This window comes from Bartonella sp. AA97HXZ, assembly GCF_042196985.1.
Lineage (GTDB): Bacteria > Pseudomonadota > Alphaproteobacteria > Rhizobiales > Rhizobiaceae > Bartonella.
This window is the reverse complement of sequence record NZ_JBHIRC010000005.1, coordinates 106,160-126,758: the sequence shown is the minus strand read 5'-3', so window position 1 is coordinate 126,758 and position 20,599 is coordinate 106,160. Positions and strand designations below refer to the sequence as shown.

At 38.5% G+C, this 20,599-nt stretch carries 14 protein-coding genes and 2 pseudogenes; all 16 read right to left on the bottom strand.

The window, feature by feature from the left end:
• Positions 1-2,809, bottom strand: a pseudogene (locus tag ACFINE_RS04615) (hemagglutinin repeat-containing protein); the annotation flags it as partial.
• Positions 2,810-3,024: 215 nt separating this feature from the next.
• Positions 3,025-3,906, bottom strand: a complete 882-nt coding sequence (locus ACFINE_RS04610) for an outer membrane protein (RefSeq protein WP_375621217.1) — start codon at positions 3,904-3,906, stop codon at positions 3,025-3,027.
• 182 nt (positions 3,907-4,088) lie between these two features.
• Positions 4,089-4,900 (bottom strand): annotated as a pseudogene (locus ACFINE_RS04605) (porin).
• 377 nt (positions 4,901-5,277) lie between these two features.
• A complete protein-coding gene (locus tag ACFINE_RS04600; RefSeq protein WP_375621216.1) occupies positions 5,278-6,111 on the bottom strand; it encodes an outer membrane protein in 834 nt (277 codons plus the stop codon).
• Between the two features lie 335 nt (positions 6,112-6,446).
• Entirely contained in the window at positions 6,447-7,280 is an 834-nt protein-coding gene (locus ACFINE_RS04595) for an outer membrane protein (protein ID WP_375621215.1), read from the bottom strand.
• Positions 7,281-8,792: 1,512 nt separating this feature from the next.
• Positions 8,793-9,122 (bottom strand): hypothetical protein, encoded by a 330-nt coding sequence (locus tag ACFINE_RS04590; protein ID WP_375621214.1) that lies wholly within the window; start codon positions 9,120-9,122, stop codon positions 8,793-8,795.
• 1,125 nt (positions 9,123-10,247) lie between these two features.
• Positions 10,248-10,868, bottom strand: coding sequence for a ribonuclease D (locus ACFINE_RS04585; RefSeq protein ID WP_375611786.1), 621 nt, complete (start codon positions 10,866-10,868; stop codon positions 10,248-10,250).
• Positions 10,861-12,255: a M20/M25/M40 family metallo-hydrolase gene (locus ACFINE_RS04580; protein WP_375611787.1), complete on the bottom strand. Its 1,395-nt coding sequence runs from the start codon at positions 12,253-12,255 to the stop codon at positions 10,861-10,863. Before ACFINE_RS04580 ends, ACFINE_RS04585 begins: the two co-directional genes overlap by 8 nt.
• 84 nt (positions 12,256-12,339) lie before the next feature.
• Positions 12,340-13,215 (bottom strand): bifunctional DNA-formamidopyrimidine glycosylase/DNA-(apurinic or apyrimidinic site) lyase, encoded by an 876-nt coding sequence (gene mutM / locus ACFINE_RS04575; RefSeq protein WP_375621213.1) that lies wholly within the window; start codon positions 13,213-13,215, stop codon positions 12,340-12,342.
• A 271-nt stretch (positions 13,216-13,486) separates the two neighbouring features.
• Complete coding sequence (locus ACFINE_RS04570) at positions 13,487-14,734, bottom strand: aminopeptidase (RefSeq protein WP_375621212.1); 1,248 nt, start codon at positions 14,732-14,734, stop codon at positions 13,487-13,489.
• Between the two features lie 177 nt (positions 14,735-14,911).
• Positions 14,912-15,745, bottom strand: coding sequence for a cell wall hydrolase (locus tag ACFINE_RS04565; protein ID WP_375621211.1), 834 nt, complete (start codon positions 15,743-15,745; stop codon positions 14,912-14,914).
• Between the two features lie 229 nt (positions 15,746-15,974).
• Positions 15,975-16,205 (bottom strand): hypothetical protein, encoded by a 231-nt coding sequence (locus tag ACFINE_RS04560; RefSeq protein ID WP_375621210.1) that lies wholly within the window; start codon positions 16,203-16,205, stop codon positions 15,975-15,977.
• An 87-nt stretch (positions 16,206-16,292) separates the two neighbouring features.
• Positions 16,293-17,015 carry a phosphate signaling complex protein PhoU gene (gene phoU / locus ACFINE_RS04555; RefSeq protein ID WP_375621209.1) on the bottom strand — a complete coding sequence of 241 codons (723 nt, stop codon included), beginning with the start codon at positions 17,013-17,015 and terminating at the stop codon, positions 16,293-16,295.
• A gap of 21 nt (positions 17,016-17,036) precedes the next feature.
• Positions 17,037-17,795 carry a phosphate ABC transporter ATP-binding protein PstB gene (gene pstB / locus ACFINE_RS04550; RefSeq protein ID WP_375621208.1) on the bottom strand — a complete coding sequence of 253 codons (759 nt, stop codon included), beginning with the start codon at positions 17,793-17,795 and terminating at the stop codon, positions 17,037-17,039.
• Positions 17,796-17,846: 51 nt separating this feature from the next.
• Positions 17,847-19,136, bottom strand: coding sequence for a phosphate ABC transporter permease PstA (gene pstA, locus ACFINE_RS04545; RefSeq protein WP_375611793.1), 1,290 nt, complete (start codon positions 19,134-19,136; stop codon positions 17,847-17,849).
• Positions 19,133-20,593 carry a phosphate ABC transporter permease subunit PstC gene (gene pstC, locus ACFINE_RS04540; protein ID WP_375621207.1) on the bottom strand — a complete coding sequence of 487 codons (1,461 nt, stop codon included), beginning with the start codon at positions 20,591-20,593 and terminating at the stop codon, positions 19,133-19,135. Before pstC ends, pstA begins: the two co-directional genes overlap by 4 nt.
• Between the last annotated feature and the right edge of the window lie 6 nt (positions 20,594-20,599).

Sequence of the window (20,599 nt, the reverse complement as noted above, 5' to 3'; positions counted from 1 at the left end):
GGTCAAACCCCAAAAGTTATTTTCCATAAACTTCTGATAGCCCGCGACTAGAAGTTCTGAGATAGCAGAATCGGCTTCTGGGAACACAACAAAATAAAGCGGTTCATTTTTATCCTTCGCATGTTGAACCGCATAAACAACGGCTTCCTCTGGTGGAGTAAAGATGCCATTAAAGGACACATGCACCTTGCCATCAGCACCCTCTTGTAAATGCTGCTTTTCTTCATCCGTTTAATAATGTGCGTGAGGTATTGGTTGTCCACGAGCGTCTTTGATATACTGTCCATTTGCATCTATTTCATAGAGTATATTGCCCTGTTCATCACGATCCACCACGGCGATGGGGTGCTCTTTGATAAACATGGTTTTATAGGAGTCATCGCTGTATTTAAATCCTTCTTCTAAGAGTTGAGTTGCCATTTCACGGTTTTCATGGACGATTTGTTCCAGCTTGCCTACATCGAGCTGTTGTACACCCTTATGGGCGCTAGCAGTATCCCGATTAAGGGAGGGCTATGGCTTGCTCAACATCTTGCCCTGTTAATGCCTTCTGCCCTGCTTCATCAGTAATGACGATAGTGCCATTGCTGATAGCGGATTTGGTATATCCTTCCTCTGAATCTTTAGCTTTTGAATGATCTAAGACATTTTTAGCAATGTTTTTCCCGACACCATATTTGCCCTGATACATCGGACCACCCGCTGAAATGCTTAAACCTTGACTGCTGGCTTGCGCATGCGCACTGTTGCTGATATCACTGGTACTAATGCTTCCTGTGGTCAGGCTGTTTTTTTCTGCCGGCGCGGTGCTTTCAATAATACCTCCGGTCAGCGTTGTTTTATCTTTAACGTTGATCTTAAAACCACCATCACCCGCTTTGATGCCTGATTGCTCCACAACACTATGATAATCACTAGAGGATTTATCCTTGTTCAAGGAAATATTGGTTGTGGCTGTACCATCCTTTTCTCGGCTATTATACCCAATGGAAACAGAGTTTTGCTTGCTGGAACTGTGTCCCGTATCACTGCGGCTGGTAATGGCAAAATCACCCCCTACTTCCATTTCTACACGCTCTCCAGAAACCACGGCGCCTGCCAATGTGGTGTTTGCACCACTCGTTGTGTGAACTGTGCCGGTGCCAATAATATGGCTGTTCTTCTGGTGAACCTCCTCACTGGAACCCTTGCCTTTACCAAAAGAAGCATTCCCCATCCACCCTGTACCACCGGTACCATAACTATACCCAACATTCATTGAAGCGCTTTGCGTGTGGTTTTCTGTGCTTTGCGTATTTTGCGCACTTTCAAAGATGATATCTTTACCTGCTCCCATGGTGATATTCCCGCTCTGTTCATCATTGCTTTGCATCGGGTTTGTACCAGCAATAATATCGGCTCCAACACCATGGATGCTACCTTTGTGGGCTTGCATATTAACAGCGCGTCCTGCTTCTATTGTACCTGTTACCGCGGTAGAAGTCTGAACAGAGGCTTCTGCCTTCTCTGTCTTAAAGCCCACGGTTACGCTAGCAGAAACATCAACAATATCACGAATAGACTGTTTAAGGTTTCCACCCTTCATCTCATTATAAAGACCTTTGCCTTTGCTATAGAGATCATAGCCTTTTAGACCAGCAATAAGACCATTACCGATTTTGTGTTTTGTATCCCCATGACCAAAACGTTTGACTGCATCCTTTACATCTTTTACTGTACCAAGAATGCCCACATTGACAGAGCCTGTCACACCAGCAAAAGACTTTTCATGCTCCTCTGAATGGCTTTTATGGTGATCTGTCATGCCATCAATCGTCACACTTTCTCCACTCACATTGATATCTTGACCGGAAAGCAGATGAGAAGCAGTGATTGTGGTCTCTTTGTCTGATTGCGTGATAATGTTTCCCGTTGCCCCAAGGATAGAGGAGACCGTTGTGGTATGCGATTGAGATGTATCGGACGATTCCTCATGCAAAAAGCCACTTGATGACGATTGTGCTTGCTGGTCCAAGTGTTCTTGGGCGCCTTTTATGACAATCTTTCCCCCAGAATGAATGGTAATATCCGCTTGTTTTTGATCTCCCAGTGCTTTCTCTTCTGACGTTTCCTCTGCCTTACCGGCTATGAGCGTCGAGGCTACAACTTCCGTGTTGTTGCCTGAGGCAATGGCAATGCCTTTTTCTCCTGCTATACTTGAACCTACTACTTGGGTGGCTCCAAAAGTTTTATAATAGGATGAACTTCCCCCAAAAAAACCGCCATCTGTATAGCTAGATATCTCACGGTGTGAGCTATCCTCTGCATTATTGATCAGGACATCGTTGCTGGCTTTCAGCCCTACCTTGCCCTCAGCCGCAATGGAACTGCCTGTGATGCTAAGGTCATGCGGTTTGCCATCCTGTCCTGCAATGACAGTGGTATCACCTCCAGATTTTATCGAAGAGCCAACGGCATGAGAGGCTTGCATGTCCACTTTCGTGTTTTTGCCCTGAAGATGATACTCCATCTCATCGTTTCTTACCCCTATTGTTACCTCCCCTTGGGCGCCAAGAGCAACATTACCCTTGGCATCTATATTGGAAGCAGCAATATGGATATCGCCACCCGATAGAACAGTGGTCTCTTTTCCAGAACTTAGATGAGAGCCATTGTGCACCGCGACATGAGATGTTTGATCCCCGCGATGGCTATTGGCACTGTTGCGTGTGGCATCAATCGAAACATTCCTCTCAGCTTGCAAGAGGAGTTTATCCGTTGCTTGAACATCAGAGCCTAAAATATTCAAATCTTTTCCAGAGACATAAGTGGGCTTGATGTACTTTGAAAAATATTTATTTAAAAAAAATGTGTGAATACACAACAACAAGTGTATTCCGTTTAGGGCGTTCTGTTTTGCATGAGGAGTATGATCCCATTAAAAATGAAGAGATTAAGAGGAATAAAATAGAGAGATAATAAAATAAAGGCCCCGTTAAACGAGGCCTTAGTATTTTTTGTGCTGATAATTTCATTTTTACGAAATTAGAATTTGTAAGCGACACCTACACGGAAGTCATTGGTTTTGTAGTTGAATTCACGTGTATCGTTGGCGAATTTCTTTTTACCAAAATCGGAGTAACGGTATTCTGCACGTAAAAGAACGTTGTCGGTCATTGCAAAGTCAACACCGCCGCCAATAGTGAAACCAACCATTGTCTTCGTGTCATCAGCCCAAGTACCACCAGTCAAATCTACATTTTGCTTAACTGATGGGTTTTCAACCACACCAGCTTTCTGTTCAACTTTAACTCTCTCTCCTTTTCCTGTAACTGATTGAATACCCTGTACCTGCGCATAGGCAATACCACCAGCAACATAAGGCATAATGCGGTCAACAGCAGCAAAACCGATACGAACGCGTGTAGCACCAGACCATTTTTCTTTGTAACTGTGCTTTTCCGTTACCTTGTCGCCTTTTTCAAACTGTTGCTGACCTTTTAATTCAACCTTAGCTTTTTCAAGGGCAGCATTAAAATCTGCTGCATTTTTTTCAGTAAGAGTCAATTCACGGGCTGTTTTTGATTCTTCACGGTCTGCCCAAACTGCATCGGTTTCAACACCGAGAATGAGACCATTTCCAAGGTCTACGTTAGATCCGGCATAAATACCACCCATGAAACCAGAAGGACTAGGTGTGTTATCTTTTTTGAAAAGTTCTTTATCTTCTCCTGGAATAGTTACTTTAGTTTTACTCGAAAAGTTACCAACTTGACCACCAAGATAAAAGCCTGTCCAAGAAAACGAAGGGGCTGCTGCGATAACTGCTGGGGCTGTTTCACGAGGGATGATAATATCAGCAGCTTGTGCTGCAGAAGCTGAAATTAAAGCGGCAATAGAAGTTGCTATTAAAGATTTTGTATTCATAATTTTGCTCCTAAATTAACTATCAAACGACCTTACAAGATTACAGATAGAAAAGCTGTAGTAAAAATATCACAATCACACAAATAAACCCTAGAAAACAGCGGTTTTGTAAAAGTCAAGATCTCTTGAAAATTTAACTTTTTATTAATACTTTTTTATTCATAATTGCACTTTTGATGAAATTAGAACTTGTAAGCGATACTTACACGAAAGTCATTGGTTGTGTAGCCTAGTTTAAGATAATCCTTTTTAAATTCCTTCTTACCAAAGTCTGAGTAACAGTATTCCGCACGAAGCAGAATATGATCTGTCATCGCGAAATCTATACCACCACCAAGGATAAAACCCTCCATCGTTTTTGTTTTATTAAATACTGTAGCAGAAACTCTTTACTTGGCTTACCCATTTGCCAACTTTTTTGTTCCTGAAACTTTACCAACACCTTGTATTTGCGCATAAGCAATACCATCGCAAGATAAGGCATAATACTGTCAGCGACAGAAAAACCAACACAAACCCGTGTTGCACCAGACCTTTTTTCTTTGAAACCAATGCGATACACTGCTGTGTCACCCTTTTGAAACTTTTTATTTTCATCCAATGTAACACCAGCAATGCAACACCAGCATCTTCAAATTCATCATTAAAATCATTAAATTCATCAACCACAAGAATCTTTGAGACCGTCTTCGTCTCTCCTCGGTCTGCCCAGACTGCATCGGTTTCAACACCTAGAATGAGAACATTTCCAAGATCTACGTTGGAACCTAAATAAATACCACCGATGAAACCGGAAGGCATAGGTAGTGCATCTTTATCTGAAGTTTTTTCTTTTGTCTCAAAATCAAATACATAAACTTTGACTTGAAAAGTTGCCAACTTAACTACCAAGATAAAAACCTGTCTAAGAAAACGAAAGAGCTGTGATAACTGTTGGAGCTGTTTTACGAGGAATGACAATATCAGCAGCTTGTGCCGCAGAAGCTGTAGTCATAGCGATAACAAAAGTTGTTACTAAAGATTTTATATTCGTAAACTTTGCTCCTCATTTATTTACGAGCACAGTATTATACGACTACAAAAAAACGCTGTAGTAAAATGATACAATCATAGGAAACGAAAGCTGACGCAAGATAAAGTCATTTCATAACTTCACGTTTCATAAGAAATTGTAAGTTACAAGTATGTGTAAATTATTGATTTTATGGCATAATTGTTATCTGTCATTTATAAAAATCTTTTTAAGAAAATCTAAATAATATCTTTTATTCCCCTAATAAATATAGGGTATGTGATAATATAACAACAGAAAATAATAGAGGCCCTGTCAAAGACAGAGCCTCTTGGAAGTTTATTTCGTTTTTTACGAAATTAGAATTTATATGCAACGCCAACACGGAAATCATTGACTCTGTATTGAAGTTCAGCTGTGTCTTTAAAGTATTTCTTTTTACCGTAGTCTGAGTAACGGTATTCTGCACGCAACAGAACATTGTCTGTCATTGCGAAGTCAACACCAGCACCAAGGGTGAAACCAACAAGGGTCTTTGTTTCATCATATACGTTACCAGAAGCAACCAATTTACCAGAATCAGCAGAAGGATTAGCAGAAGTATCAACAGCTTTTTTCACTTCAATTGCGGAAATTCCTTGTATTTGCGTATAAGCAACACCACCAGCGATATAAGGCATGATACGATCAGCAGCAAAACCAATGCGAACGCGTGTAGCACCAGACCACTTTTCTTTCAGAGTAACACTTTCGGTGTATGCATCTCCAGATGCAACTTTTAGACCATCTTTCACTGGAATCTTAGCTTCTGTAAGGATTTTAGTAATATCTTCAGCAGTTTTATTGAATACTCCTCCAACCGTATGTTCACCGTAATTAACTGTGTCTTTTTTACCAACAAAAGAGACATCTGTATCCAAGCCAAAGACTACACCACTGCCGAGATCAATATTGTAACCTGTGTATAGACCACCGATCATACCAGAAAACTTAAAATCGTTTGAAAAGTTGTCAGATTTCATTGAACGACCACCAATCTGAGCACCAAGATAAAAACCTGTCCAAGAATAGGCAGGGGCTGCTGAGATGACTGCTGGGGCTGTTTCACGAGGGATGACAACATCAGCAGCTTGTGCTGCAGAAGCTGCCGCTATAGCGATAACAGAAGTTGTTACTAAAGATTTTATATTCATAAACTTTGCTCCTAATTTATTTATGAGCACAGTGCTACAAGATTACAGAAAGAAAAGCTGTAGTAAAAATGATACAGTCACAGAAAATGGAGGGCACATCCCAGACAAAATCGCTTCATAGCTTGATTTTGTACGAGAAACCTAAAGATATATATATAAATAACTTATTGGTTTTTAAATGTAATTCTTGTTTATTGTCTATGATTTTTTTTAAGAAAATCTGAATAATATCTTTTCACATCCACAATAAATTATGTATTGTGTGATAATATGGCAACAGAAAATAACAGAGGCTCTGTCAAAGACAGAGCCTCTGTTATTTAACTTATCATCTGTTAAAATTTGTAAGCAACACCAACACGGAAATCATTGGTTTTGTAAGAAGTCTCATATTTATCATTTGAGAATTTCTTTTTCCCAAAATCTGAGTAACGATATTCCGCACGTACAATAATATTATTGGTCATTGCTAAATCAACACCAGCACCAAGCGTGTAACCAACAAGGGTCTTTGTTTCATCAGACAGAGTACCAGAAGCGATTACTTTGTCTGAATCTTTATCTGTTATTGAAATCAACGCACTATCTTGAAGCTGTGTATAAGCGATACCACCAGCAACATAAGGCATAATGCGTTCAGCTGCAAAACCAATACGCACGCGCGTTGCACCAGCCCACTTTTCTTTAAAAGTGAAACTGTGGGTTCGTTTAGCACCAGGTTTAAGCGCATCTTTACCAATATTAATTGCAGCGTCTTTTAATACCTTGTTAATATAATTGATGTGTTCTGGGGCAATGACATATGTTTTTCCTGTCTTCGTGTCATCTTTATTAGACCACATGATATCTGTATCAACACCTAGAATAAGGCCATTACCAAGATCAACGTTGGAACCTGCATAAAGACCACCCATGAAACCAGATAGTTTAGGCAAAAGGTCATCAGGCGCTGGGATCTTGTTTCCATTACTGAGAATATCCATTTTCGTTTTACCCGAAAAACCACCAATCTGGCCCCCAACATAAAAACCTGTCCAAGAAAAAGTTGGAGCAACAATAACGGGAGCAACAGGTGTTGGTCTTGGGGGAACAATAACATCTGCTGCTTGTGCTGCTGAAGCTGAAACAAAAGCGAAAGCAGAAGCTGTTATTAACCATTTCATATTCATATTTTCTCTCCATAGCTGAATATTTATTTGAACACACCGTTTCATATAGAGCCCCATCTTCAGATATCTGTAGCAAAAATGATACACTTATAAAAAAAAACAAAAAGCCAATCAAAGTACCCTTAATTGCTTGATCTGTAATAATGAGAATAAAACTATGCCCATGCACAAATGATCTCTTTTCCTCACGTTTTCTCTCCTTTATCATTTTGATAAAAAAACTGCGCCACAGTACCCTCCGTGTAAAGCGTGTGCTATTGACATAAAAATATAATATATTGATTTATAATGAAAAAATATCTTTATATTAATTCGTCTGCAATATTGACGATGCTCTTATCTTAAGCCTTTTTATATTAAAGAAACCAAAACCATCCCTCTGCACCTCACAAACAAGCAAGTGTGTGAATAAATAAAACTATTTAAAAGCTAACATGCCTCCTATTAATACTCTCAATATTGAATATTGAAGACCGTTACAATATTGAGAACAGCTTAATCTAACTGTTCCATTTAAATTCATACAAACAACGTTTTTAGCTTCATCCTTCGCATAACCAAATGTGAATAGCTCTTTGATTGTTTTTTCATCATTGTAAAGAATGCTTGTACCGCACAAAACAAGATCTCCACTACCCTATGGACTGCAACAAAATTACATGTAATTTCATCACGCTTGCTCTTTGTTTTTAATTTAGGAATTTATTCCTTTTTGACATATTTACGCTTCTGCTTAACTTTCTAGAAAATCTTTTCCAGAGCTTTAGCCCTATTTGTAGGCTATCATTTCATACTCTTTTTAGCTAAATTGAAAAAAATACCTAAAGACAGACAACCGGTATGATAAACATTAAAACTTATATAGAAATCTCCTTAAAGCTGAAAAAACGAGAAATCTTTCTTAAAGTTTTCACACCACACCTTGCTTTAAAAATCATGAATTTGGCAGAAAAAATATCTGATATTTTGAATCATAGACAAATGAATATTTTATAAATTCTGTAGTCGAAGCATAGCATGAAAGATCAAAAGTTTAACATTTTTGTTGCTTCACTCGATTTTGATGAAGTATCCTCTCAGATCCTCTCTGCAAACAGCTTAGTTTCTTGTCGAGAGGATTTTTCTTAACTCCTTACTTATGTGATTCACTTAACTAAAGGCTCTCTCTGGACAAGCCCTACTCTAAAAACACTTATCAAGGAGTTTTATATGCGCTGTATAGTTACGCTTAAAATGACAGTATTTACAGTATAACAGCGTAACCCAAAATCGGGAGGTTATATTTATCCAAACCCATGAATTTTGTAACGAGCGATTGCCATTATACAGAGTATTCTTACACCGAAATCCACCTCCCCATATCTTTTCCAAATAGTACTCTTCACCCCCTCCGTACATAATTATAATACCCTTTGCGAACAACTGCTCCTCCACTTTTCAAATGATAAAAAATATCTCCTCTCTTCAATTCCCGATCATACGTTAGACCTCTTGATGTTGTTTTCTTACTTTTTAATAACTCATTGGACTTCGTCCAAATAAGTCTGGTCGTTTTCCTTTCCCTGATCCTCTTTTAGGCTTTTTAAATCTTTTTTTACCAGAATATGATACAGGTACTAACTTAGCTGCTGTTATGCATTGGTTGTTATGCGTGCAAGAAAGTTCCATTTGAACAACTTCAGAGAAGATCTTGCTCAACTGTTCACTAGAAAAAAGATCTCTAGGAGGAACAATAGAAGGTATACCCTCTATTAACTTTTGAGAAGACAAGAAAGAAGCACCCTGAGCTACAGAGATTGAAGCAAACGTAGCGAAAGCCGTAATAAAATATTTTATATTCATAAATTTAACCTCATTAAATATCCATAATGGATTTTATCTAGTGTCTTCATTGCAAATTTCTAGAGAAAAATAGCATGTTTATAGATAAAAAGTGAGAATCCTCAAAAAACAAAGCTTTGAAGCATTTTAATTTTAAAATAAAAGAAAATTGCCCTGCTCTGCCAACATAGAAATTACTTATTGAGTAATAAATAAAGGCACGAAGTATCGTCTGAAAATAATAAACTATACGAACTTCATATAATATACTGATTTATAATGATAATTTAGCGTTATTCATATTGACTGAGAATCCTAAATACCATAAGATTCTCTCATTCCAAATCTTTTTCATGTTGAATCAATCAAAACCATTTGTTTGCACGTTACAAGTTGTGAGAGCTGTGTAGATAAAAAACACTAAAAAAAAGACTAAAAATGCCTCTTATGAACCGTCTCAAGTGCTAAGGACTTACACAACATTGGGAATTGGCACAGTTGTGTGGATGGTAGCGGCTTGTTACTCCATAAGCATAAAGATGGTAGTGTTCAATAGATTTTATATTGGTATTGGAAGCTTTATTGTTATATCTTTTATGAGCGCCACCGTAAAATGAACTTGGGTGTCGGTTTCTTTACAAAAAGCACATGAATTAGCAACACAAATATATTCCGTTTAGAGCGTTCTGTTTTACACGAAGAACGTAAATCCATTAAAAACATGAGAAACAAAAGTATGGGGCAATGCGTAATCTCTATTATTTAACAGACATTGCTTTAAATACTTTTGAAAGTCGTAAAGCAGAATTAAAAATGATGGTAAAGATGAGATTGGTTTTTTACATTTACACATTCATATTCTCCCCCAATTAGGCTGTATACCGGTTTCAGAGATTTAAGTCTTCCAACCTACCGTATGTTTTTAGCCTCTCCTCAAAATTGCTTTGTTTCAAATAAAAGCTGTTACAAAAATAAAAAATATGAATTCGCAAAAGTACCTTTATTGCCTAAACTTCAAATGAAATAGCACTTAAGAATTTATTATAATTCTTATCAGAAAAGATGAGAGGATAAAATGCCCATAATGTACAAGCATTTTGTCCTCTCACATCAATAATTAACTCCATTTAAAAGCCAATTTTAAAGTTAGCTATGCGCAAAAATATCAACTTCCGCCCATCCTAAAAGATCAAGCCTAGCTCTCATAGGCAAAAATTGAAAGCATGCCTTGGCAACATTTTCTCGCTCTTCACGTCTTAAACGTTCTTCAAATATAACCTTTAAACGATGCAAATATAACACATCCGACGCAGCATATTCAATTTGTGCCTGTGATAACGTTTCTGCCGCCCAATCCGAAGATTGTTGCTGTTTAGAAATATTCACATTCAGCAATTCATTACAAATTTCTTTCAAACCATGACGATCCGTATAAGTGCGCGTGAGTTTCGAAGCAATCTTTGTACAAAAAATAGCCTCTGGCATAACACCAAATGTATGTGCTAAAATAGCAAGATCAAAACGCCCAAAATGGAATATTTTTACGACCGCTTTATCTTCAAGAAGCTTGACCAAATTAGGTGCATTCTTTTGTCCTTTAGCAATCTGTATAATATCGGCAGTACCATCTCCAGAAGAAAGCTGAACAACGCATAAACGATCACGATAGGGTTGTAATCCTAAAGTCTCGGTATCAATCGCAATGGCATCAGTTTTATAATTGTCTAAGTTTGGTAAATCACCTTGATGAACGCGAATCTCAGCCATTTACCCTCCTACTTGCTAAAGCAGCAAGAATACGCGCCCAAGACCGCTGCCCCTTATGAAACGATTTTAAATTATATTTTTCATTAGGAGAATGAATACGGTCATCAGCCAGTCCAAAACCAACCAAAAGAGTTTCCATACCAAGAATTGACCGAAAATCTGCTACAATTGGGATCGAGCCCCCCATGGCTGTCAAAACAGCAGGCACTTCCCACTCTTGTGATAAGGCATCCTTCGCCTCCTTGATAAAAGATGAATCATCAGAAATCTGAAGTGCCGGAGAAGAACCGTGATTCTTAAATTCAACCTTACAATCAGCAGGAATTGAGCTACGTACATAATCACGCAACGCTTGGCGTATTTTCTCTGGATCTTGCTTATGCACCAAACGACACGATACTTTTGCACTCGCTTGAGAAGCAATAACTGTTTTCATCCCTTCCCCTTCATAGCCGCCACTAATACCATTAATTTCCATGGTAGGACGTGCCCATACAAGCTCTAAAATGCTCCGCCCTTTTTCACCAGCTGGAACGGAAAGTCCTATAGGACCAAGAAAATTTTCAGCAGTACAATTAAGTGCATTCCATGATTGTAAAATCTGTGGAGGTGTTTCTTCTACGCCATCATAAAAACCAGGAAGTGTTGCCCTATTATTTTCATCGTGAAGTCCTGCTAAGATTTTCGTTAAAATACGAATGGGGTTAGCTGCTACTCCTCCAAAATAACCAGAATGCAAATCACGATTCGCTGCTGTGATAATAATCTCTTCTGCCATAATTCCCCGAAGAGAAAGAGCAATAGATGGTGTATCCGCATCCCACATTGACGTGTCACAAACCAATGCATAATCTGCCTTAAGTTCATCTGTATTTGCTTTTAAAAAAGGAATAAGGGAAGGAGAAGCACATTCTTCTTCTCCCTCAAATAAAACAGTAACTTTAATAGGAAGCTGCCCTGTTTCTTTCTTAAATGCACGACATGCTTCAATAAAAGTCATCAACTGACCTTTGTCATCTGAAGCTCCACGAGCACAAATAACTTTCTCTCCATCTCTCTCTTTTAAAGAAGGTGTAAATGGATCATCCTCCCATAAACTCAATGGATCAACAGGTTGAACATCATAATGTCCGTAAAACAACACATGCAAACAATCATCTGAAGGTCCAGGATGATGCCCAACAACCATTGGATGCCCCGGCGTATCACGGCGTGAAGCCTCAAAACCGATGCTTTTTAAATCCTCTACTAACCAATCAGCTGCTTTACGACATGCATCCTTGTAAGCCGAGTCTGTAGAAATCGATTGAAAACGTAAAAGAGAAAAAAGGCGTTCAAGGCTCTTCTCTATATTTCCATCAAGATGTGTTAGTACTTTATTCAGCATAAAAAAAACCTTTCAAGCCTTGTGTAATTATATTATAGATGCGATGACTTTAAGCCTCTTGTAAGATTTTGCAAGACACCTTATTCATTTTTGACATTGTGAGCAGTAAAAACTTGAACGTCCAGCCTGTAAAATGCGCATAATAGGCGCTCCACATTCCAAACATTGCTTGCCTTCTCGTCCATAAACTGAAAAAGCATGCTGAAAATAACCAAGCGAACCATCTATATGCATATAATCACGTAAAGAAGAGCCACCAGACAAAATGGCTTCAGAAATCACATTGCGTATATTTTGTGCTAAAGAATCTGCAAATTCACGTGCACGTGCCGTTTTTGATGCCAATGTAAATGCACCACGTTGTGGAGACAAACGACTCCGCCAAAGTGCTTCACAAACATAAATATTCCCAAGACCTGCAACAATAGACTGATCAAGTAAAACACCCTTGAGAGACATTTTTTTATTAACAAAAGCCTTTTGTAAATAACGACCAGAAAACGAATTACTCATAGGTTCAAGACCTAGCTTATTTAAAAGTGGATGTTCATAAAGCTTATCCGTATCGACTAAAAGCATAAACCCAAAGCGACGCACATCATTATAAATAAGACGATAAACGTCACCATTCTTTGTCTGAATATCCATGACAAAATGATCATGTTTAACTAATTTACTTGACGCTGAACAAGCTTTTCTTAAAAAATCATTCTCTATACGCCATGAACCAGACATTCCTAAATGGCTTAAAATCGTTTCATCCTGAGAAAGATGAAATAATAAATATTTCGCACGCCGACCAAGTTCTATAATTGTTCTGCCAATAAGGCGCTCAGAAAAAGCCTCAGGAAAAGGAAAGCGCAAATCTCTACGATTAAGTTTGACAGATACTATCTTTGCATCAGTTACAACGGACTCAAGTCCACGACGAACTGTCTCTACTTCAGGAAGCTCAGGCATTACTCTTCTTTAATAATTATACACTTTCCAATCGTATCACTGATAAATTGACTTATTCCCCCCTCAAAAAACGAAGACTTCCTCTACATCTACTAAACAAATTCTTGATGAGTCGATTTTACTTGGATTCCTACTCATGTGAATCATTTAACTAAAGGCTTTATGGACAAACCCTGCCTTGAATATATACCACACACTCTAAAATACTTAACGTATCAATAAAGCTTACATCCCACCCCACCTCAAATGACCGTGTTTTATGGTAACAAAATTAAGCCCATTCACCCTTACGAAATACAGGAACTCTTACACCATCTTGGGTAATGCCATCTATGTCAATTTCACCAGAACCAATCATCCAGTCAATATGAATGACACTTTTATTCCCACCACGTGCTGCAATCTCTTCTGACGTCAATGATGCCCCATCTAAAAAGCATTTGGAATAACACTGCCCTAAAGCAATATGACATGCAGCATTTTCATCAAATAAGGTATTATAAAAAAGGAGTCCACTCTTAGAAATTGGTGAAGAATGGGGCACAAGGGCAACTTCGCCCAACCGGCTTGCACCCTCATCACTTTGCAAAACCTGCTGTAAAACTTCTTGGCCTGTTGATGCACGAGCCTCAACAATACGCCCGGCTTCAAAACGTACTTCAATATTATCAATCAGAGTTCCTTGATAGGAAAGGGGCTTTGTTGAGCGAACGAAACCTTCAACCTTATGAGCATGAGGAGTCGTGAAAACTTCTTCTGTCGGAATATTCGGATTGCAAATAACACCATTTTGAGCAACGGATGCACCACCATGCCATTCATGATCATCTGCCAAACCAACAGTTAAATCAGTCCCTGTCCCTGTAAAGTGTAAGGCAGAAAAACGCTGCTCATTAAGCCAAGATGACCGTTTCTTCAAATGTGCATTATGAACAGTCCACGCCTGCACCGGATCTTCTCCTGTAACACGTGAAGCAGAAAAAATTGCATCGGCTAATTTTTTAATCGCCTCATTAAGTGGTAAAGAAGGAAACATTGCCTCAGCCCATCCTGCTGTTGGATAAGCAACAATCGACCAATTCATAGCAAAATTTGATATTTGCTTGAGTGCCGGCTGGTAAGCTATTGAAGTGGCTTTATTTAAACGTGAAACCTTATCAAAATCCTGATTGGAAAGGAGCAAAGGATTATCACCAACAATCGCTAAACGCGCTGCCCCATTTTCAAAAGCCTTTGCCATTCCCTCATAAAGCCAAGAAGGGGCACAATCAAAACTAGCTGTATGGGCATTTTCAAACCGTGTAAGCGATAACATATCATCACTAAAAATTGGTGTAATGACACCAGCACCAACCTTATAAGCATGATATGCAATACGCCGAACAAAAGGTAACGCTGACACTGGAGCAGTTAAAACAAGATCCTGCCCCTCTTGTAAATTCAACCCCACTTTCACTGTAATTTCTGCAAGACGATTAAGCATTTCAGGCAAAATTGTCTCATGAATATCAAAGTACATTACCAATACCCTTCTTTAAATAGAATGCGTTCTTTATGTCGTCATATTATAAATTGTTTTTCAGATCCTTTGAGTTCGCTTTCTCTACGTATATTTATGCGTATCATTATCGCTAAAATTCACTTAATTCATAAATCGCAATGGGTATATCATCCTTCTTTGGTCATGAAAAACTTACTAGTTCCTGTGTCGTTTTTCTAACATTGCAACAATTGCATTTAACTGATCAGATGAAGGTAAAGCCATAATCGTTTTATTTTCCTCTTTCCTAGCTAGATGTTGAGGTGCATAGGCAGGGATAGGAACTTTATCAAGCTGTACCATAGCAAAAGGCGCAGGATGTGCCATCTTGGACTGTGCTACTTCTGTCGAAGGAGATGTACTTTTCTCTGCCTTTACGCCCCTACTCTCTAAGCCTTCATCTATAAAGCTTGGCGCATGACCAGAACGTTCTTGAGCAAAAGCATAAGCAACATCATAAGGGCGATTATTTGTAGGAACTTGAAGTTCTCCATCACGTGATCGTTTTTCATAAAAAGCATTTCCCCCTGCAACCTGAACATAATGCATGTTTTTATACGGAAAAGACAAACCAGCGGTATGAAAAAACTTAGCGTGTTTAACTTTCTTATCTCGTTCACCTCGTAAAACGGCATCAGCCGCCTCTCTTACACGAGCAACAGATGCTTTCTCCGTCATAGGACGCGTTAAAACACCAGGAGCAAACTGCCTATATTGACCAACAACACCACAAATCGTCTTAGGATAGGCGGTTGAATTAACACGATTCATAACAACCGTTCCAACGGCAATCATTCCTTCACGGCTTGTGCGATTTGATTCAAAATACATCGCTCGCATAAGACATTGACGCTCTGTCAATGGATATGTAACCATTTTTGTCTTATTATTATTTATTTTTCCAGCATCTAAATGACTTGAAGCACATCCCACAACAACTAACGGCGCTACACAACAGGTAACAAAAACATTCCAACGATTTTTTTTCATCTTATGCAACACATTCCTATAATCTCTGAGATATTCAAGTCTTGAAATGAGCTTTAAATGTATCTCTCAATAAAGTACATAGCTAATTGTTACCACTCAGTAAAATTTTAATACAAGAGGTAATCAAAAAGTATCTATGCAAAATAAAAAATAAAAAACTCTTAATTTACAGATCGATATTGTTATTCTTCATGGTTCAATATAGGCTATAATAACCCACACATTTCAATTACAATAAAGTAACACTATCCACTTCTTCTACATACGAAAAAATAATACAGATATCCCCTTTAATATAAAATTTTAACAAAATGATCTGAAAGGAAATTCCCCTAGAAAACTCCCCTCCTGCCACAATACGAGTGATGATATCATCTAATATACAAATGTCAAACCAAGAGTTAACAATCTGCCATGCTTCTCTGAAAAAACTCTTTGTTGCTTCTTTGTGCTTTTCCATAAGATGGTTATCTTATTCTTTCTATAGCTGCACTTTAAGAAAATACTCATATATCTACAAACTTATTTTATACATATAAGAAAAATTTTAATCTATTTTCTTCTCACCTACCCCAACTTTATAAGTAAGGTCATCGCGAGGACGATCAGAGGACATATGGTAACCCGTTATGATATAATGCAGCATTTCAGCAATATTAGTAACATGATCACCAATTCGTTCAATATTCTTTAAACAAAACAGTAAGTGCGTACAAACCGTAATATTGCGCATATCTTCCATCATATACGTCAAAAGTTCACGAAAAAGAGAAGTATACAAAGCATCAATCTTCTCATCACGCTCACGCACCGCGTCAACACGCTCTAATAGGCGACTCGTATAAGCATTTAAGACTTCTTTTAATTGATTGAGTGCTAAAGCTGTAATTGTTTCAAGCCCATGATAAACAGAAGCAGATTGACGTATTTCTGAAAGTGCAACAGTCCTTTTAGCAATGTTTTTTGCCATATCCCCAATCCGTTCAAGATCAGAAGAAATACGAATGGCTCCAATAATTTCACGCAAATCGACAGCCATCGGTTGGCGTTTGCAAATAATAGCAACCGCTTTTTCATCAATGTCACGTTCTGCTTCATCTAAAAACACATCATCGACAATCACTGTCGTTGCAAGTTGAAGATCACTACTCACAACCGATGCGACAGAACGTTCAATCATCCTTTCTGCATGGCTCCCCATTTCTGTAATCCTTACTCTTAAATATTTTAGTTCTGCATCATAAGAACGGACAGTATGTTTCATAGACATATCTTATACTCCTCAATTCACCTATCCAAAACGCCCCGTAATATAATCTTGCGTCCGTTGCTCTTTTGGTGAGGTAAAGATCATTTCAGTCGCACCAACTTCTACCAAATGCCCTAAATGAAACATAGCCGTATGTTGAGAAACACGTGCGGCCTGTTGCATGGAATGCGTTACGATAACAATTGTATAATTTTGCCGTAACGCATCGATAAGCTCTTCAATCCGTGCTGTCGCAATAGGATCAAGAGCTGAACATGGCTCATCCATCAAAATAACTTCAGGACTAACCGCAATAGCACGTGCAATACACAAACGCTGTTGTTGTCCCCCTGATAAACTTGTTCCAAGATCATGAAGGCGGTCTTTTACTTCTTCAAACAAACCTGCCTGCCTCAAACTCTTTTCAACGACATCATGCAATTCAGAGCGTGTTGTTACCAAACCGTGAATACGTGGACCATACGCAACATTCTCAAATATAGATTTTGGAAAAGGGCTGGGCTTTTGAAAAACCATTCCAACACGAGCGCGCAATTCTACAACATCAATCCGTGTGTCATAAATATTCTCCCCATCTAAGGTAATAAGACCAGTTGTTTTAGCGCCTTCAATTGTATCATTCATACGGTTAAAACAACGCAAAAAAGTTGACTTTCCGCATCCTGATGGACCAATCAAAGCAGTTACTTGATGTTCAGGAATATCAAGTGTAATACCGTGGAGTGCTTCTTTATCTCCGTAAGAAACCTTCACATCCTGACCGCGCATTTTAATCTTCATTACAAAAATTCACCTTACAAAAATCTTATCAAAGCTGTTGTTTTATTAAAATTACTGGCGGCGTTCAAATCGTCGACGTAAAAAAACCGCAGAAATATTCATGATCGCAAGAAAAATCATCAATACAATAATAGCACCTGATGTCTTTTCAACAAAAGCACGCTCTGCTTCACCCGCCCACATAAAAATTTGAACAGGCAAAGCCGTTGCTGGATCCATGGGGGTCGTAGGAATATTAACAACAAAAGCAACCATTCCAATCAAAAGCAAAGGAGCTGTTTCACCCAAAGCCTGAGCGACTCCAATAATTGTGCCTGTCAAAATGCCAGGCGCAGCTAAAGGAACAACATGATGAAAAATCATTTGTGTTTTTGATGCTCCCAACCCCAAAGCTGCAGAACGAATAGAGAGAGGAACAGCACGCAGAGCAGAACGTGTTGCAATAATGATCGTGGGAAGAGTCATGAGCGCTAAAACAAGACCACCAACAAAAGAGGCTGAACGTGGTAATCCTAAAAAATTAACAAAAAAAGAGAGTCCTAAAAGACCAAACACAATTGAAGGAACAGCTGCAAGATTATTGATATTAACCTCTATAAAATCTGTAAATTTATTTTTGCGTGCGTATTCTTCTAAATAAAGAGCCGTTGCTATGCCTATCGGAAGGGAAACTAATAAAACGATGCCTATCATATAAAGAGAACCAATGATCGCAACACCTAATCCCGCAGTCTCAGGACGACTTGAAGCGCCAAATGTAAAAAAACCAATATTAAATGTTTTATAAAGCGTACCATCATGCGCTAAACGCTTTATCCATTCTATTTGTCGATTAGAAACTTTACGGTTTTTTTCTGCTACACGCAGATCAATCTGTCCCTTATAAGCAGAATCAATATCCGCAGATGCCAAAACTTTAACTTTTTGCATTGTGCCAATCAGTTTTGGATTCTTTGTCACCATTTCACGCAGTTGAACACGGACACCATTTGAAAACATCCGGTTAACGTCCAAAAGAGAGGCTCGATCATTTTGATTGATATTAAGTTTCTTCGCTAAAGCATTGCGTACAAGAAGTGGATAATTCGCCGTCATGAGCACTTGTGGTTTTGTTTTACGTTGACCACTTGGATCAATGATCTTTTCATCCAAATAAATTGATAATGTCATTTCACTTTGAAAAAAAGCTGTATAACCCTGACTAATGATAGACCATAAAAGCGTAAATAAAAAAAATAAACCAATAAAAATGGCAATCAAACCATAGGCACGAAAACGACGTTCAGCCCAATACCGACGCTTGAGACTAATATTGCGACGAGGAAAAAAATCTTCATTCATTCATATTGTTCCCGATATTTACGCACAATATAAAGAGCTAGAATATTCATCAAAAGTGTCATAACAAAGAGCGTCATCCCTAAGGCAAAAGCCACCAGAGTTTGTGGAGAATTAAACTCAAAATCACCGGTCAATTGATTAACAATCTTAACAGTCATCGTAGTCATTGCTTCGAAAGGATTGAGTGTTAAGTTTGCTGCAACACCTGCCGCCAAAACCACAATCATTGTTTCTCCAATTGCACGCGATGCCGTCAACAAAATGGCCCCCATAATCCCTGGAAGCGCTGCTGGTATAACAACTTTTTTAATTGTTTCAGATTGCGTTGCGCCTAAACCATAAGAACCTTCACGTAAAATGCGTGGAACAGCCGTAATAACATCATCCGATAAAGAGGAAACAAAAGGTATCAACATAATTCCCATCACAACTCCAGCAGTCAAAACACTTTGTGCCATAATAAAACTAACCCCGTCTGAGAGAGAAGCAGAGAGATCTCGTAAAAATGGTCCCACAACCTTCAAAGCAAAAAAGCCATAAACAATCGTTGGAATGCCAGCAAGAACTTCTAACAATGGCTTCACAATTGCTCGCAATCGCGCAGAAGCATACTCCGCCATATAAAGAGCTGAAAATAGTCCTATAGGTACAGCAAAAAGCATGGCAACAAATGCAATATAAAGCGTACCAGCAAGAAGCGGTATTAAACCAAATTGTCCTACTTCATCGCTGGAACCGCTCGCGGAAAAACGCGGATCCCAAACTGTTCCTAAAAAGAAATTTGAAAAGGATACAGACTGAAAAAAGCTTACTGTCTGAAAAAGCATAGAAAGCGCAATGGCTATTGTTGTCAAGACTGCAACAATAGATGCACAAATCAATCCAATAATAATAAAAGATTCAACCTTATTACGGGCACGTTGATGAGGCGCAATTTGCATCATTCCACAGATAAAACCAAAGGACGCAATAGCAAAAAGAAAAACATAACCTATAAACTTAAGCTTTTCAGAAGAGAATACCCACGACTGTGCTATTTTGAACACATCATCCGATGCTTCATCGGATAAAATCAATCCCTTCGCGAGTAATTGTGCCTGCACTTCCTTATAGGAAGCGCTAGAAAGATTCCCCTCAAAGCGATGAATCTTTTTGACGAGACTTCGAAGTGTCTCCCAAAGTAGATCGTGATTTACAGGCTCTGTTACATGCGCACTATACGCCTCAAGCTCTCGAGAGGCATTATATTCTAAATAAATTGTACTCCCAGCATCCCAAACAATTAAAAAAATAAAAGCTGGAATAACAGTAATCAAAAATGTCCACCAGCCATAATAATACGCACGAGAATGCATTTTATGTTGTCTGTATTCAAGAATGCGTGCTCGCATATAAGAAATACAAAAACCACAAAATCCAAAAGTCAATAATAACAAAATAATAAAGGAAATGCGCATTTTATC

Coding starts and splice junctions, on each gene's coding strand:
- ACFINE_RS04610 (WP_375621217.1), bottom strand. CDS start 3,906: ATGAATACAAAATCTTTAATAGCAACTTCTATTGCCGCTTTAATTTCA.
- ACFINE_RS04600 (WP_375621216.1), bottom strand. CDS start 6,111: ATGAATATAAAATCTTTAGTAACAACTTCTGTTATCGCTATAGCGGCA.
- ACFINE_RS04595 (WP_375621215.1), bottom strand. CDS start 7,280: ATGAATATGAAATGGTTAATAACAGCTTCTGCTTTCGCTTTTGTTTCA.
- ACFINE_RS04590 (WP_375621214.1), bottom strand. CDS start 9,122: ATGAATATAAAATATTTTATTACGGCTTTCGCTACGTTTGCTTCAATC.
- ACFINE_RS04585 (WP_375611786.1), bottom strand. CDS start 10,868: ATGGCTGAGATTCGCGTTCATCAAGGTGATTTACCAAACTTAGACAAT.
- ACFINE_RS04580 (WP_375611787.1), bottom strand. CDS start 12,255: ATGCTGAATAAAGTACTAACACATCTTGATGGAAATATAGAGAAGAGC.
- mutM (WP_375621213.1), bottom strand. CDS start 13,215: ATGCCTGAGCTTCCTGAAGTAGAGACAGTTCGTCGTGGACTTGAGTCC.
- ACFINE_RS04570 (WP_375621212.1), bottom strand. CDS start 14,734: ATGTACTTTGATATTCATGAGACAATTTTGCCTGAAATGCTTAATCGT.
- ACFINE_RS04565 (WP_375621211.1), bottom strand. CDS start 15,745: ATGAAAAAAAATCGTTGGAATGTTTTTGTTACCTGTTGTGTAGCGCCG.
- ACFINE_RS04560 (WP_375621210.1), bottom strand. CDS start 16,205: ATGGAAAAGCACAAAGAAGCAACAAAGAGTTTTTTCAGAGAAGCATGG.
- phoU (WP_375621209.1), bottom strand. CDS start 17,015: ATGTCTATGAAACATACTGTCCGTTCTTATGATGCAGAACTAAAATAT.
- pstB (WP_375621208.1), bottom strand. CDS start 17,795: ATGAAGATTAAAATGCGCGGTCAGGATGTGAAGGTTTCTTACGGAGAT.
- pstA (WP_375611793.1), bottom strand. CDS start 19,136: ATGAATGAAGATTTTTTTCCTCGTCGCAATATTAGTCTCAAGCGTCGG.
- pstC (WP_375621207.1), bottom strand. CDS start 20,593: ATGCGCATTTCCTTTATTATTTTGTTATTATTGACTTTTGGATTTTGT.